Here is a 15,825-nt window from a genome sequence, read left to right as displayed (position 1 = left end):
TTTTGCGGGGTCGGCACTTAGAGGCTGTCGACCGAGGGGGCCACGCTGGCTTGAAAGCCGCCTCAACCGGAGTACACGCGCGTCCGGTGGTTCGTATCAACGCCAGCAGACCAATCCAGGGCGTAGATGACGCCGTCGCCGCTGTCGTGGTTGGCGACGATGAGGCGATCCGCCGTTTGGAGCGCTTCGACGCTGCTGTTCCCGCCAGCGAAGGTCCACAGCGGTTCTCCAGTCTCAGAAGACACCAGATACACTGTCCCTCCCTGGCAGACGGTGAGGAATTTGTCGTCGACGTGACTGACAGTCTCCCGGGTGCTGAAAGTCCCGGACGTCTCGAACTCCCATTTTTGCGTCCCGGTTGAGAGAGTGAGGGCTTCGATGGTGCCGTGGTCGTAGATCAGAACCGTCCCTCCGAGCAGAGCGGCCCCGGTTCCAGGTTCGTACGACCCGGTTTCGTAGTGCCATTCACAGGTCTGCGTATCCAGGGAGACCAGATGGACCGCGTCCGGTGCGCTGTCGAAAGTGACCGATTGAGCGACAACTGTCGCCTGAAACGTTCCCACAACGGCGTAGTCGTCGTTCGCTGCCAGTGGTCGGACAACGGGGAGCGTCCGATCCGGGGTGAACCGCCACTGCAGCGTGCCATCTGTCGTATCGAGAGCGACGAGCGAGCGGTCCCGACTACTCGTCACCGCGACTTCGTCGGTGAGAATCTGCCACGCCGGGTCGTCACTGCCCGTATATGGATTGACACCGACCCTTGGGTCGACATCGGTGCTCCTCCACTGTCGAGTGCCGGTAGTGGTATCGAGCGCCGCAAAGGCTCCGGGAGCGACCAACCCGCCGGTGTCGGTATCGACGGTGCCGACGCCCAAAAGACCGTGAGCCAGCAGATCTGGAGCCAACGCGTTCGCGTCCGAGACAGTCGTACGCCACAGTCGATTCCACGTCGACGAATCAACAGCCGTGACGGAATCGTCAGTCCGGTAGAAAAGCGTTCGGTCGTCGACAACCGTATCAGAGAGGTCCGCACACAGATCCCAGACCCGAGTCCCGGACTCAAGCGAGACTGCGACGAGCGTGACAGGGTCCTCGCCTAGCACATCACGCGACCCCTCCGAGACGATAGCGGCGTTCGAGGTTGTCCCCTCGATGGCAACCCGCTTCTCGAAGGTTTCCGCCCAGAATCTGTTTCCGGTCGCCGGATCGACGGCTGACAGTGCCCGATCGCCGGCGACGAGCAAGGTTCCGTCCGCGGCCTCAACAACCTCCGGTCGGGCGCTCCCGACCGCCCCATCCGGTTCTGCTGCGGCCGCATCGTAGGTCCAGTGGATCGCGGGCCGGTCCCTAACACCCATACGGCATCCATCCGCGGAGACGCACAAATATATGCGGGTCGGAAAGACGTTGCTGAAATACCTGACATCCCGAGAGAGACCCGCTACCACGCCACATCCGGAGGCGAGCGCTTATGTGCTCACAGAGAGAACTATCGGGAACGTGTTTATCGGCCACGCCCTCCTCGCGTTCGCGCTTGCGGTGCTGTTTGCGGAGTGGCGAGGCTGGCCCGCTCGGCGTGCACTGACGCTCGGTGCCGTGATGGGCGCGTTTGCGGCACTCCCGGACGTCGACGTCGTGTACGCTGTCGTGGCACTCGACGCCGGGCGGTTCCTCGGTAACGGGCTCCCGCCGTCGGCGTTCTGGGAGGCCGCAAACAGCGTCCACCGGTCGATGACGCACTCGGTGCTGATCGCGCTGGTGGCAGGCCCCCTATTCGGTGTCTGGACCCTCCGCGGTCGGACGCCCAGAACCGTCGCGACTCGCTCTGTGGCGGCGGCCGTTCTCGTCGGGCTCGTCGGCGTCGCCATCGCCGTCAGCGGGCCACTCGGCGGAATCGTGATGGGCGCGTTCGTGGTTGTAGGCGTCGGAATCGCGACCGCGACCCGACAGTGGACGGATCTGTCGGTCCGAACGGTCGGTCTCGCGGCCACGATCGGCCTTCTCACGCATCCGTGGGGCGACCTCGTGACCGGACAGCCCCCACAGCTTTTGTACCCGTTCGAGATGGCGGTCCTCTCAGAGCGGATCGTGTTGCATCCGGACCCGACGATGCATCTCCTCGGAGCCTTCGGTATCGAACTGGCGACGATCTGGTTCGCCACGCTCGCGGTTGTCGTCGTCACGGACCGGACGCTCTGGACCGTCACGGACGGCACCGCGGGACTGGGAGCGACGTACGGCGCTGCCGCGTTCGTCCTGGTTCCGCCGACCCTCGACGTGTCGTATCACTTCGTGTTCTCGATCCTGGCGGTGGGCGCCGCCTGCGGCGTGCTCTCGTGGTACCGGACGAGGCCGAGGCTGCCGCCGGTGACACGACCAGCGGCGGTCGACCTCGGCGCCGGCTTCGCCTACTGGGGGATCGCCCTCGCCGGAACGACCCTCGCGCTCGCCGGCTATGCGGCCGTGTACGCCGCGGTATGGCTCTGAAACCGGGATATCGAGCGTCCCCGTCTACCTCGTGTACGGAACTCCGTCTACCTCGTGTACGGAACTCCGTCTAACTCGTGTACGGAACTCCGTCTACCTCGTGGATGATACTCCATCCATTCCGTGGCGATCTCCGTCTACGTCGCGGGCGATAGTATGATCAGCTTCCCGACGTCAAGCCGGCTGGCCGCGTTACAAGAGCTGGTTGCAGCTCGCGATCGCTTCGACCCGCGCGGCGCTGCTCGCCGTTCAGTCTCCGAAAAATATCCGTGGGACGACGTCCGACGTTCGCTCGTGTACCCCTACCCGGGCGCCCGTCGAGGCGTTCGTCCGTGACCGTACAGGACAATTCAACGATACGAGTAAAAGTCTTGTGTATAATTCCGGGGGACAGGCCGGGGGCGCCCGTCGCCGAGTGCGTTCGGTCGCGGTCACGCAAGGTGAGAATGCAGGCAGCCGGGAACGGAGTCGGATGACGGCGTCGGGACTCCCTGGTCGTCAAGTATAATAGGCCTGTTCCGAAAAATCACAGCAACTGTCATATGCAATATCTCTTTGTGGGGGCGGGGCAGGCGGGGACCCAGATCGTCGATCAGATATTCGCACACGACAACATCGACCTCCGGGCGGAGGCGATCGCGTTCAACTCGACGATCCAGGACCTCGAACGGCTCGACAACATCCCGCAGGAGCGGTGGTACGGCATCTCGCGAAACCGGGGGCTCGTGGGCGGGACCGAACGCGGATTCGAAGAGCAGGTCACGGGCGGGTTCGGACAGACGCCGACCGCGTCCGACGAGGTGATGAAGCGAAACGAGGGCGAGGTCGGCCGCGTGCTCGACGAGGTGTACGCGGAACTGGAGGCGGATCCCTCGACGCTGCAGTACGCGTTCATCTTCCTGGGTTTCGGCGGCGGCACCGGCTGTGGGATCGCGCCGCATCTCGCCCGGGAGATCCGATCGTACTCGCCGTCGGAGATGGACATCATCGCTGTCGGTGTGCTCCCGAACACCCAACTGGTGGACGCGACAGGCTGGGACGACGACGATGACGCCGGCGGCGGTCAGATTACCCAGTGTCAGAACACGGTGTTCGGCCTCGACAACCTCGAAACGGAGGTCGAGAGTATCGTCCTCGTCGACAACCAGCGGCTGGCGCTGGACGTCGCGCAGGGAAACGAGTTCAGCGACTACAACCGCTACGTCGCCGACGCGTTCCTCGATATCGTCCTCGGCGCCGAGCGGGAGCGGACCGGCGGCGACCTCGACGTCCAGATGCAGGACGTCGACCTGCAGGACCTCGTCCGTTTCATCGACGGCGACGGATTCCGTGCGGGGTACGCCACGCTCGGGCGCGGCGTTCGACAGACGGAGTCGCTACTCGGGTATCTCACCCCGGGGAAGATCGGTCGACGTCCGATCCGGGAGACCGAACTGATCGCCGACGCCATCGACCGGCAGACCCTGGACGGGTTCACGCCGACCGACGCCGAAAGCGCTGTCGCCGTGGCGCAGGCGCCCGCCTGGTGCTGGGACGAAAAGGAGATCTCACTCGGCGCGGTTTACGACGAACTCCTGTATTACTGCTCGGATGCGAACGCCGGGTGGGCCGTGACGAAGCGCAATCTGGCGTCGGTGACGACCGCGTTCCGGTTCGAGCGGGAGAACCTCGATCGGATCGCGAAGATCGAACGTATCGCGGAACGGGAGGGATCGACGTGAGAGAAAAGGACACGCTTCGGTGGTGGCGCTCGCGGCCGAGAGCGACGCTTCTCGCGAGCACGCTTGTGCTCGTCGTCGTCGCAGCCCTTCTGCTCCGGGTAGGTGCGGGACCGGCAGCGGCACAGGGGACAGGCGACGCCGGGAACTTCGCCGCCCTCGTCGATCGCACGGAACGCAATCTGCGACTCGTCGCACGGATCAGCGAGGCGAACGCCGAGTGGATCAACCACCTGCGCGGCGTGGGCGCACTCGTGGGGCTCGCGCTCGGAATCGGCATCGGATCGATCGCGACGTATCTGAACCGGAGGCCCTGAGATGCGAGTGAACGGAATCGTGCTCGGCGTGGTGGTCGGGATGGTGCTCCTCGCGGGAGTCGCCGCGCCGACCACGGCACAGTCGGGCGGCGATGCGAGTTCGATCTGTCCGGGTACTGCGGGAGACAGCCTCGTGTTAGTGCTCCCGGACGGAACGGCAGTACAGCCCGGTGACTCGGCCACGCTATACGCCGGGACGGGGGGCGAACTCGTCCTCTGTTCCGGCGGTGAGTTCGACACCAATCCGACCGGCAGCCGTTGGGAGGTGAACGGCGACGCGATCGACGGCATAACGGTGGAGGGAAGCTCGGAGTACCGCTACGAGATCACCATCGCGAACGTGGACGAACGGGTCACGATCGACTTCGGGGCCGACTCGGCTATCTCCGGGCCCTCGGAAGTGAACACCCCCGATATCGAGGCTACGGCGGGAACCCTCGACGTCGTCTCAGTCGGCGGCTCGGGGCCGTACCGGATCTCCTTCGCCGATGAGGACCGGCTGACGAGGTTCCAGGATGCCAACGACACGTACGTATCGACGGCAGGGGAGATGCGCACGGCAGCGGCGGAGATCAACGCCGACGGCGCCGCCGTCGATCGGGGTCGGATCACGGAACTCGATCAGACGACGGCGCTGCAGAACAGTTACGACACCGTCCAGCAGTCGCTCTTCGCCGCCGCCGCGGCCGGCGATGCGGACGCGACGGCCGCGCTGGGAGCGTACGCGGATCACCGGGAGGAGACAGTGACGGCAGTCCAGAACGATCTCAGGGCGGCCAACGAGAAGCTCGGTGCCCGGGCGAGCGACGGGGCGACGTCGCTCCTCCTCAACGTGGTCGGCTTCCTGATCGTCGGCGCCGTCGTCGGCGGCGCACTCGGACGGTACGTGACGGGCAAAATCCTCGGCGAAGTCGCGCACAAGCGGAGCCGGACTTCGGCGGTTGACTTCAGTCCACGCCAGCTGGTGGGACAGTTGGGCGCTGCGGTACTTCTGCTTCTGGCAGCGACGGGTATCGTGTGGTACTTCGGGCTCGTCGATGCACTCGTGGCTGCTTTCAGGGCGGTGATCGGACTATGAAATCGACACGACGAGACGGGCTGACGGCCGGCGGTATCGTATTCGCACTCGCGCTCGCGGGACTCGCGGTGTTCCTGTTTTCGGGGTCGGGCGAGGCAGTGCTGTTCTTCGCTGGGGGGGTTCCGGTCATTCTGCTGGTGGGCGGATTGCTGTGGCACCGCCGCGTCACCCGCTCGTCTAGTGAGACCTCACCGCGGATCGAGTCCCGGAGCCGGGACCTCGCCGACGACCTCGAGGAACTGCTCGAAACCTACGAGCGGCTGGACCGCGAGACGCCGTGGAATCCCTCCGAACACGCCGACCAGATCGAGGACCTCAAACGTGGCGTGGAGAACCGTGGGTTCTCGGTCACCGCCGGAAACGGCGGCTACGACGTCGAGGTCGTCGAGTACCAGATGGGCGAAGGCCAGATCACCCAGTATCAGACGAACGTCGGGAAGATCCTCGAAGACCGGCTGCGCGCCGGCTTCAGGGAGTTCGTCGAATCGAAAGTCGGAGAGATGAACGAGGGAATCGATCGGCTGCGAGACGCGGATCTCCTCGCGGAACCCGAAAGCGAGGCGATGACCGTGGTCGGGGCCGATGCCGGGGCACCCACGGAGTTGACCGAGCGGCTCGAATCCCACCAGGAGGAGTTCAGGGATCGACTCGGCGACGCCGTCGCCCGCGTCCACGACGTCGCGGGAGAGCCCGTCGTCGACAGAGCCACCCTGGAGGCGTACGTCGCCGACGGCCAGTACCGGAAGGCTGCCGACCACGTCATCGAGGTGGCAGCGGAGATCGAGGACGCCGAGCGGTCGGAGTTCCAACAGAAGCGGGCGGAACTCGAAGACCTAATCGAGACGGTGCAGTCGTCGTCAGTGGCGGGGTACGCCTCCGACTCCCAGTTCGAGAAGATCGACGACGCCGAACGGGAGCTGGCCGATCTCGACTCCGCGTTCGATCTCGATCGGCTGGAATCGGAACTCCGGCCGCAGGTGTTGTCGGCGTGTGCCGAGATCATTTCGGATCTCCAGGGCGAACTGACAGCATACTTCGACACCTTCAGCGATGCTGACGCTCCGCCGGACTACTTCGAGCGGCCCGCCGTTCTGGATCGCTCTCCCCGCGAGGAGTTGCGGGACGCCCCGGACCTGCGGGCGTTCCGGAGCCGCTGGGAAGGGTTCGTGGACGATTTCGTCGCGGCGCTCGACGAGGCCGCCGACCGCGAGGGTGCCATCCTGGCGTACGACGACGCCCGCGGGAAAGTCGAGCGGGCGCTCGCGACTGAGGGTGAGGTGACGCCCGGCGAGGTTCCGTACAACCCGGCCGCCCCGATGATGGAACTGTACGCCTACCGCAACGATGACGTGACCTACTTGGAGAGTCGGCCCGCGCTCACACAGGGTGCCGACGTCGCGGCCCAGGAGTTCGATCTGACCGTCGAGGTCCGGCTCGACCCGCCGGAAACCCGCGATGTCACGGTCGAAACGACGATCAGAGACGAACGCCGACGCCTCACCCGGACCATCGATGGCGCCGGAACGTTCGAGTTCGACCCACTGCTTGGCGGGAGCGCGACGGTGACCGTCTCGACGGACGACGGCCGGTACGGCCGGCGGGACACGGAGGTCACGCTCGATCGTGATCGGACGGTCGACGTGACACTGGCCGAAGAGACCGCGATCGACCGGCTCTGTGACGGAATGCGGACGGACGCCGAGCTCCTCCTCGACGAGGTGGCCGGCAAGGTCGACGCCCGCTACGACCAGCAGGGGTATCTCACCGACGAGATGGACATCGGCGTCCAGGACAAATACCGCCCGTGCGTGCTCGCACTCTGGGCTGACGACGCCGGGCTTTCGGTCCGTGAGGAGAGCGACGGCGTGTTGGTGTACGACAGAGAACGCCTCGAAACGCAGTTGGCGGACCTCATCGATCAGAAACTACCCGACGAGAACGAAATGTACTACGACGACATCCGGGAACGATATCTGACAGTGCCGACGAGTGACGGGCTCCTCTGCGACCTGCTGCGGCAGGTCGAAACCGAGGTCGACTTCGAGTGGACCGACGAAAAGGTGGTGATCGCCTGATGGCCGCCGACGACCGCGACGGGCGCGCCTACACGACCCTGGGAATCATCGCCGTCGGGCAGGGCGGCGGCAACATCGCCATCCAGTTTCTCACCCGGAAGGACAACCCCGGTATCGACGAGCGAGTCGTGCTCGTCAACACGAACGACACCGACATTATGCGGAACATCGACCGCAACGAGTCGGACCTCGCGATCGATCGGGAGACGCTGTCCCGCGAGCACGTCGAAACGTTCGGCGGCGCCTCCGTCGGCGTCGGCAACGACTTCTTCGAGGGCGAACGCCTCGCCGAGGAGGACTTCGAGACCATCTTCCGGCCGATAAACAACAAGATCAGCGGCTCTGAGGCGCTGATGTACTCCGTCGCGCTCGGCGGCGGGAGCGGGAACGGGTCGGTCCCGTACATCATCGATCAGCTCTCACAGGGCCCGGATGGCGGAAAGACGGCGGATATGAACGCCGCGTGGCTCGACGGCATCACGCAGTTCGCCCTGGCGGCGTGGCCGTTCGACTACGAGTCCGCCCAGCGACACTACAACGCGATCTGTGGCCTCTCGCGGCTGTTGATGCGCGAGGACGGCGAGCCGAACGCCGACATGACGATCCTCGCGTCGAACACCCGGCTGAAGGAACTCGCGTTGCAGGGCGGCGACGACGTCCGACAGGACAGCCGCGGCGACTACGTCGACGACAAGACGCTGGTCAACGAGCGGATCATCGACGCCATCGACCTGTTCATCAGCGCCGGCCGGCTCTCGGAGAGCACCATCGACGTCAAAGACTACGTGGAGAAACCACAACTCCACGGCGCCTACCACGGGACGTTCGGGACGGCGATGGAGAAACCGACCGGGCTGGACATCGACCTCGCGATCGAAAGCGCCGTCGAGAACGCCTTTGTGCCGCTGGATCCCTCGACTGCGAAAGCGGCGTACGTGATCGTCCGCGCGCCGGAACGGAAGATCCAGTCGGGCGAGGTGACGATGGGTCGCGTCGGCGAGGGCTTCGCGAAGTGGAAAGCCGAGAACGGCCTCCGGGGGACTGTCGGGATGGAAACCCTCGCGCAGGCACCCGGCCGGCGCAACAGTATGGACGTACTCGTCTTCCTGGCCGGCTTCGATCTCGGCCCCCTCTTCGAGGAGTCCTGGGAGTTCTACGAGACGGAGAAAGAGGGGCTCAGACGCGGCGAGTCGACCGATCAGCTCGCCCGGGTCGACCGGATCGAGGAGAACCTCAGACAGTACCGGAACCGCCTGGAGGAGTGACAGATGCGAGGACACCGTCACCGATCACGGCTCGTCGCAGCGTTCGTGGCCGCCCTCCTCTGTCTCGCGGCCGTCGGCGCCGTCGTGCCGCAGGCCGGCGCACAGAACGGGGCCGTCGACGGCGACATCCGACAGACCGACGCGGGCGGACTGGCGGTCGAAATTCAGAATGGGACCGGGCCGTTCCAGGGCCAAAATGAGACCGTAACGATCAACGTCGCGGGCGCGTCGATCGAGCAGGACCGAGCCCCCACTGGCGGCAGTTACACGTACCAACTCGACGCCCCGAAACTGGCCGACGCGGGCACGCTCGCCACCGACGACCTCGCGAATGCGACGGTCACCGTCGAACACGAAAGCGGCGCCAACTTCTCCAGAACGGGACTCGATCTCCGATACGCCCGGTTCGGCGGCCGCTCGGGGAGCTTCACCGACGACGGACGGCTCCGGGTGGGTTTCGACGTTGCGGTGGGGCTCCCGGAAGGAACGACGATCCCCGTAACCGTCGCGGTAGACGGGACGACGGCGGACGTCGACGGCACGCTCTCGCGATCGGATAACACCTCCGCGGTCGTGATCGATCGGGGGACGCTCGACGACCTCGGCGTTCTCGACGAGCCCCGGGAAGTGACTGTCGAAGGACGGACCGGCTATCTCGACGGCTCGACGACAGTCGACGTCGGGAACGTTGCCGCGGCCGCGACGACTGCCGAGCGGGATTCCGAGCGCCTCTCCCTCTCGAACCCGCTTTTCGCCGAAGGGCGGACCTACGTCGTCGACGGACAGCCGGCAAACGACGACGGCCGATATCTCGTGACTGTCGACGCCGCAAGCGACGGCGAACTCCGGCTGAACAGTTCGGCGCTGCTTGTCGCCTCCGAGATCGAGGTAACCGTCGAGCGGAGGGAGAACACGCTCCTCGACAGCGAGACGGTAGCGGTCGAATCCAGAGCCCTGTTGGCCGACCCCGGCGACGATCGCACGACCGTTTCTGTCCCCGAGCTCGCGGGGAGAGAGCGAACGGTCGCCGGCCTGTGGGTGAACACGAACGGGTCGGGCGTCCAGCACTTCGACGCGAGTCTGAATACCTCGACAGGGACGCTGTCTCTCGGAGAGTCAGCGTCGCTTCCGGCAGACACGACCGCACTCCTGATCGAGTTTGCGAACGGGGGATCCGCGTACGCGACGCTCGATAGCGACGGAGGCGGTGGCGACGGCGGCCCGGGAGACGAGACGAACGCGGTCACGGGGCCGCTTGGAGGGGTTTTCCAGTCTATCACGTCCGACCTGTTCATCTTCGCTGGGGTCGCCGCCATCTTCGTCCTGGGGATCGTCATCGGAGCGGTCGTCCTGCGCCGCAACCGCCGTCTCGGCCTCTCACCCAGGATCCCGTTCGTGGGCAGCTCAGGCGGCTCTTCACCCGGAACCTCGCCGGACGAGCCCCCGACGGTGAACGTAACGGTGGACGTCGTCGACGAACAACTCGGCGACTCGTACGCGGGGGCCGAGGCAGTCGTGGCACGAGAGGTCGAATCCGAGGGACGCAATCAGATGAGCGGCGACGCCCGTAGCCAAAGCAGCGGCTTGAGCGGAACTGGACGGCCCGACAGTCCAGGTGGCCGCCGAAACCGTAAGCGTGCTAGAGATGGCCGAGCCGGCGGCGGAATCCCGGGAAGCACTCGAAGCCAGGGAATCAACACGACGAACGACGAAGAGCGGATCAACCTCACCGGCGGCGAAGGCTCGACCGAACTCGAAGTCGGAACGTGGGCGTTCGAGGTCGTCGAAGCTGGCGGGACGATCGCCCGACGGCAGGTCCAATTGGATCCAGGGATCGACCGCGATCGGGTGCCGATCTCGGTGCAGCCTCGCGAGATCAAGGTCCGGGTGACCGGCGGACTCGACAACGAGCCGCTCGAGGGCGCTCGCGTCCGTGCCGAACCCGACGTCGGAACGGCCGATCCACCGAAATCGCTACCGACGGATCCCAACGGCCAGGCGGCCTTCCGGATCCCGCGATCAGCCTCGGCCGTCACGTTCGCCGCGGAGTACGAAGACCTGCCCGGCGAACAGACGACTGTCCAGGCCGAGCACGCCGCGAAGTCGGGCGCAACCGTCGAACTGACACCGGAGCTGGGGACGCTATCGATCGGGACGAGCGTCGGCGACAGTGAGTGGGCGGAGGTCGACGTCGAGGTGACACCCGTCGACGGCGACGCGGTGGCCTACGCGGAGCCGGGCACGATCACGACCGAGGAATCCGCGCAGGCGCGCCAGGAGGTTCCCGTGGGACGGTACGAACTCGCTGCCCACCCGCAGATTTCGGGGCTGGAGACGGAGCGAAGCGTCGAGACGGCCACGGTCGAGGCCGATCGGACGACGAGCGTGACACTCTCCATCGACGCCACGTTTTCGCTATCGAACGCACAGCAAAAGCGACGGGCGGCGCTCCGTGATCGGATCGAAGCGCTGAGTAGCGAACCCGATCACGACGTCGCCATTCCGTACTACTACGGGACCGTGCTGTCGGCGGTCCTCGATCTGATCGACGAACTCGAAACGAGCCCCGAGCGCGCGCTCGAAGCGAACGTCGAACCGGGTTCAGCCGTCGATGCGGTGCTCTCGGCGGTCGACGGGGGGATCGAGGCCGTCGAAGGAGCGATGTCGGAGTGGCGGAACATCAAGCTGTTCCGTGGAATCGACGCGACCATGGTCGAGGCGTCCTGGCAAGGTTACGTCGATCTGGAAACCTTCCTCGACCGCGGTGCCGAAGGCGCCGACCACCAGCGCCGGGCGCTGCGGGATCGGCTCGCCGAGACCGACGAGTTCCTCGACAAGCGGTGGAGCGAGGTCGGCGAGATCGGGCCCGCGCGGATGGTCCACGACAAGATCGGCGATCTGGCCCGACAGTCCGGGGACGTCGACGACGAACTGACGGCCGTCGCACAGGCGTACGTCGGCGTGTGTCTGCTCGATGCGGTCGAAGAGCTGTTCGAACACGACGCACTTCGAGAGCGGCTCAACAGCGGAGGGCACTGAGATGGGTATCCACAGACTCCTCGGGGCGTTCGTGGTCGCGATGGTGCTCGTTTCCGCGACGGGCGCTGCGGCAACAGCCGCGGCGGCACCGTCCGCAGGAACGGGAGAGTCAGTCGCACCGATCAGCGAACCCGTCCCGGCAACAGAAGGAGCCCGGGAAGCGGTGTCGAGCGACGGCACCGTCGCGCCGCGTGACCGGAGTCAAGTCGAGGCCCCCGTCGACGTCGACGCGCCGGAGACGAGCAACGAGTTCCTCGCGGCGTTCCGCGAACTCTCGGACCGCGAGTCACTGGAGACCTACAGCGAGTTCGAGGTGATCCGGACGCAGGCGATCGTCGCTGTCCAGGCGGGCGAGTTCGACGCAGCCGACAGAGAGCGTATGCGCGCGGTACTGCGCACCCTCGTGCGGTTCGACCAGGCGTACCGCGCTGCGGCCGACGGAGACCTCTCCAGCGGCCTGCAGACCGCCCGGGAGACGCGGGAGACGCTGTCGACGCTCGAATCCGCCGGCGGGACGCAGTACAGTTCCCTGGCCGGCGTGGCGCTGGACCGCTTTTTCCGCTCGCTCGGGGAGCAGTTCGAGGAGCGCTCGCGGCAGGGGATCAGCACTCCAGAGCGGGTCGCCGCCCTGGAACGTGCGGGCGAGGCCTACCGGCTCGGCGGCGAAAGCGAGCGGTTCGCGGAAGTGACAGTCCGGGCAGAGAGCCTCGCGAGCGAGTACGAGCGCGACCGCGCGGAGATGAACGAGTCGATCGCGGCGGCACAGGCGTTCGGCGAGCGCTGCGGCGAGACGTGTACGAGCCCCGTCGCCGCCGTCACGTCCCACTCCGTCGGCGTGTTCAGCCTCTACAGCGACGCGCGGGCCGCAAACGCCGAAACCAGCGAGGCAGTCCGCATCGCGCAGTCGCACAACCTCGGCGAGCGCACCAGAGAGGTCCAGGCGATCGCCGACGACAGTTCCGGGACGCTCCTCTCGCTTGCGATCGGGTCAGCGCTCGTCGTCTTCGCGTACGCGCTCGTGCTCGCCATCCCCACGATGTTCGTCGCAAGCCGGATGTCCCAGTGGGCGATCGACCGACGGGCGGCGTCGGTCGGTTCGATACTCACACCGCGGCCAGCGGAGGTGACGACCGATGGCGGCGAGTGAACGCGTCCGGGCGCTCGCGGTCGTGCTCGCTGCTATCGTGGCGCTGTCGGCCTTCGCAGGTCCAGCTGCCGCCGTGACTGGCGACGTGGATCTCGACGCCGCACTCGACAACCAGCAGAAGAGCGAGGAGCTGACATTTGAGTTCGTCGCTTCACAGAACGGCAGCGTCGACGCTCCCGGTTCCAATCAGTTTCAGGGCGGCGACGTCGTCTTCGAGTTCGAAAGCTGGAACGACCGCGACAGCGGCGCGTCGGGATCGTCGTCCGGCTGGACAGTCGAGAACGGCCACACGTACGAGGTCACCTACGAGGCGCAGGCGTACTCCGGGGCCAGCGGTAGTGAAAACTGGTTCGTCTCGATCGACTACGACGGCGGCGGGACTGCGGGAAGCGAGACGCTGACGCTGAACGTCGACGTCCTCGAACCCGCCTTCGGTGGCACCACGCGCCCGGAGGAGACGGTGACGTTCACCGACGACAACACACAGACCGAAGACCTCGACGTCGAGTTCGAAAACACCGGACAGGGCGTGATGGTGCCGGAGTCGGTTTCGGTCGACAGTTCGCCCAGCGGGGTCGACGTTTCGGTGGATTCCCTTTCCGATCAGGTCGACGCCGGAAGCACCGGCACTGCATCGCTCGACGTGAGTGTGGACCCATCGGTGTCAGAGGGCACTTACACGATCTCGGGGACGATCACGGACAACCTCGGGAACAGCCAGTCGTTCGATGCCGATATTGATGTTCAAAAGCCCCCGGTCCTGTCGGCCGACGACGTCGACGTCGGGGGCGTGCTCCGCGGCCAGTCCGAGACGGTGGAACTCACCGTCAGCGAGACCGCCGGGTTCGAGGGGATCGACGGCGTCAGCGTGAACGTCGTGGGGACCGACGAGGACGGCTCCGTCGACGTCGAAGGCGCCGGATTCGTCAGCACCGACCCCGGCGGCAGCGACACGGTCGACGTCGAGGTGACCGCGAACAGCGACGCACCGCAACACGCGAACCTCGACTGGCAGATCGAGTTGACGCCCGACGACCCCGACAGCCCGACCGAGACGATCGACGTCGAGGGCGAGGTGTACTACCCGGCGAACCTGGGCTCTGTCGACGGCCAGGGCGCACAGAACGTCTTCGACGTCCCGCGCTCGGAGGCCGACGTGCAGGTGACAGAAACCACTGTCAGCTTCGAGAACACCGGCGATCTGGATATGGAGGTGACGGACGTCTCCGCGAGCACGGACTCGCCTGACGTCGAGGCCAGCATCGAGGACGCTCCCGACACCGTGGGGGGCCTCTCGACCGGAGACGCGACCGTCGTGCTGGCAGCCGATCCCGCTGCCGCGGAAGGCAGCCATTCCTTTACCGTCGACGTCGATACCGCCTCCGCCGGATCGGGGTCGATCACGCGCGAACTCACGATCGACCACGTGCCGGAACTCGGCGTCGACCGGGACACCGTCGATCTGGGCGACGTCACGGTGACGAACCGGCAGACGACGAGCGTCGACGTCTCGGAGGTGCTGGAATACGAATCGGTGCCGAACGTCGAGGTGACGCGCGTTTCCGGGCCCGATCAGTATCTGACGGTGGCCGAACAGCCGACGGAACTCGACGCCGGCGAATCGGCGCCGCTCGTGTTCGCCATCTCGTTCGACACGTCGGCCGAACTCTACGAACAATACCGGTGGGAGTTCGAGGTCAGCGGCGAGGGCGTCGAGACGCAGACGGTGACCGTGATCGCGCGGCCGACGCCCTTCATCGACAACATCTCCGAGCGCCTTTCGACGTACGAGGGCGGCTCGGGGCCGCGTGCGGGGACGGCCAGTGGGATGAGCGAGGCCCTCGGCAGGCTCGAATCGCAACTCAGAGACGGCCGGGAGGTCCCGGAAGGCGACCTCACGGAGACCATCGCCGCCGGCGAGACCGCCTTGTTGTTGCTGGAGTCACTCGACGCCGCCGACGCGGCGCGGTCGGAAGAGGGGGCGGCAGCCGCCCAGGAGGACGTCCTTCGGGCCCGAGCGACCCTGAACGCGATGACGGAGTACGTCGACCGCATCGAGTCCGAGCCCGTCGGCGCCGCCGCGGGCGAGTCGCTGGCGGCCGCACGGACGGCGACCGACGAACAGGTCACCGCCCAGGAGGAGTACTACCGCTCGCAACTGCAGGGAGACAACGGCGAGCCCACGACGCTCCAGCGGGCGAACGCGAACCGCCAGCTCGCCCGGCTGGCAGCGATCCAGGGCGAAACGGAGCGGGCAGCGGAACTGAACAGCGAGGCCTCAGCAGCCTTCGAGACGTATCTCTCGCAGGTCGACGAGGCTGCGAGTGACGTCGAAACCGCGCGAACGACCCGGGCGTCGATCCGGGAGAGCGCCACCCTCGTGCTCTTCGAGCAGCCGCTCGTCTTGAACCCGGCGCGGCTCGATCCGATGTCGGCGAAGATCGAGCGGATGGACGCAGCCTACGCCTCGGCAGCCGAAACCTACGCCGCTGCCGGCGCGACCCAGGAAGCCGACGCAGTACGCACAGAGCGCGCAGCAGCGAGCCAGCGTTTCCAGCTCACGCAGTACGGCCTGTGGGGTGCGACCGGGCTCTACGGCCTCATCGTCGCTGGCTTCCTCCTGAACACGGGCCGGAACCTCTACGCCTATCTGCAGGACAGACGGACCGTCCAGCTGGGCGCCGAGCTGCAGTGACTCG

At 66.3% G+C, this 15,825-nt stretch carries 10 protein-coding genes; 9 read left to right on the top strand and 1 reads right to left on the bottom strand.

Annotated features, from left to right (window positions below):
- Positions 1-62: 62 nt before the first annotated feature.
- Positions 63-1,358, bottom strand: coding sequence for an outer membrane protein assembly factor BamB family protein (locus tag RJT48_RS09305; RefSeq protein WP_311172006.1), 1,296 nt, complete (start codon positions 1,356-1,358; stop codon positions 63-65).
- Positions 1,359-1,473: 115 nt separating this feature from the next.
- Between RJT48_RS09305 and RJT48_RS09300 the strand changes: the two genes are divergently transcribed.
- The 9 genes from RJT48_RS09300 to RJT48_RS09260 all read left to right on the top strand — a co-directional run bounded on the left by RJT48_RS09300 (position 1,474) and on the right by RJT48_RS09260 (position 15,821).
- Positions 1,474-2,487, top strand: a complete 1,014-nt coding sequence (locus RJT48_RS09300; protein ID WP_311172005.1) for a metal-dependent hydrolase — start codon at positions 1,474-1,476, stop codon at positions 2,485-2,487.
- A 542-nt stretch (positions 2,488-3,029) separates the two neighbouring features.
- Positions 3,030-4,208, top strand: coding sequence for an FtsZ/tubulin family protein (locus tag RJT48_RS09295; protein ID WP_311172004.1), 1,179 nt, complete (start codon positions 3,030-3,032; stop codon positions 4,206-4,208).
- Positions 4,205-4,522 carry a hypothetical protein gene (locus RJT48_RS09290; protein ID WP_311172003.1) on the top strand — a complete coding sequence of 106 codons (318 nt, stop codon included), beginning with the start codon at positions 4,205-4,207 and terminating at the stop codon, positions 4,520-4,522. Before RJT48_RS09295 ends, RJT48_RS09290 begins: the two co-directional genes overlap by 4 nt.
- Position 4,523: 1 nt before the next feature.
- Positions 4,524-5,600, top strand: a complete 1,077-nt coding sequence (locus tag RJT48_RS09285; RefSeq protein WP_311172002.1) for a hypothetical protein — start codon at positions 4,524-4,526, stop codon at positions 5,598-5,600.
- Complete coding sequence (locus tag RJT48_RS09280) at positions 5,597-7,675, top strand: carboxypeptidase-like regulatory domain-containing protein (RefSeq protein WP_311172001.1); 2,079 nt, start codon at positions 5,597-5,599, stop codon at positions 7,673-7,675. Before RJT48_RS09285 ends, RJT48_RS09280 begins: the two co-directional genes overlap by 4 nt.
- Positions 7,645-8,940 carry an FtsZ/tubulin family protein gene (locus RJT48_RS09275; protein ID WP_311172000.1) on the top strand — a complete coding sequence of 432 codons (1,296 nt, stop codon included), beginning with the start codon at positions 7,645-7,647 and terminating at the stop codon, positions 8,938-8,940. Before RJT48_RS09280 ends, RJT48_RS09275 begins: the two co-directional genes overlap by 31 nt.
- Positions 8,941-8,943: 3 nt before the next feature.
- Entirely contained in the window at positions 8,944-11,979 is a 3,036-nt protein-coding gene (locus RJT48_RS09270; RefSeq protein WP_311171999.1) for a hypothetical protein, read from the top strand.
- A 1-nt stretch (position 11,980) separates the two neighbouring features.
- Positions 11,981-13,126: a hypothetical protein gene (locus RJT48_RS09265; RefSeq protein WP_311171998.1), complete on the top strand. Its 1,146-nt coding sequence runs from the start codon at positions 11,981-11,983 to the stop codon at positions 13,124-13,126.
- Positions 13,113-15,821, top strand: coding sequence for a hypothetical protein (locus RJT48_RS09260; RefSeq protein ID WP_311171997.1), 2,709 nt, complete (start codon positions 13,113-13,115; stop codon positions 15,819-15,821). The genes RJT48_RS09265 and RJT48_RS09260 overlap by 14 nt, the downstream gene beginning before the upstream one ends.
- Positions 15,822-15,825 lie beyond the last annotated feature (4 nt).

The sequence above is a fragment of the Halobellus ordinarius genome (assembly GCF_031823395.1).
GTDB lineage: Archaea > Halobacteriota > Halobacteria > Halobacteriales > Haloferacaceae > Haloquadratum > Haloquadratum ordinarius.
Note: the sequence above shows the minus strand (reverse complement) of the source record. Positions and strands in the feature narration are given on the sequence as shown.

Bases quoted from the DNA above. Each gene is read 5' to 3' on its own strand.
- RJT48_RS09280 (WP_311172001.1), top strand. From the start codon at position 5,597: ATGAAATCGACACGACGAGACGGGCTGACGGCCGGCGGTATCGTATTC.
- RJT48_RS09305 (WP_311172006.1), bottom strand. From the start codon at position 1,358: ATGGGTGTTAGGGACCGGCCCGCGATCCACTGGACCTACGATGCGGCC.
- RJT48_RS09295 (WP_311172004.1), top strand. From the start codon at position 3,030: ATGCAATATCTCTTTGTGGGGGCGGGGCAGGCGGGGACCCAGATCGTC.
- RJT48_RS09285 (WP_311172002.1), top strand. From the start codon at position 4,524: ATGCGAGTGAACGGAATCGTGCTCGGCGTGGTGGTCGGGATGGTGCTC.
- RJT48_RS09265 (WP_311171998.1), top strand. From the start codon at position 11,981: ATGGGTATCCACAGACTCCTCGGGGCGTTCGTGGTCGCGATGGTGCTC.
- RJT48_RS09270 (WP_311171999.1), top strand. From the start codon at position 8,944: ATGCGAGGACACCGTCACCGATCACGGCTCGTCGCAGCGTTCGTGGCC.
- RJT48_RS09260 (WP_311171997.1), top strand. From the start codon at position 13,113: ATGGCGGCGAGTGAACGCGTCCGGGCGCTCGCGGTCGTGCTCGCTGCT.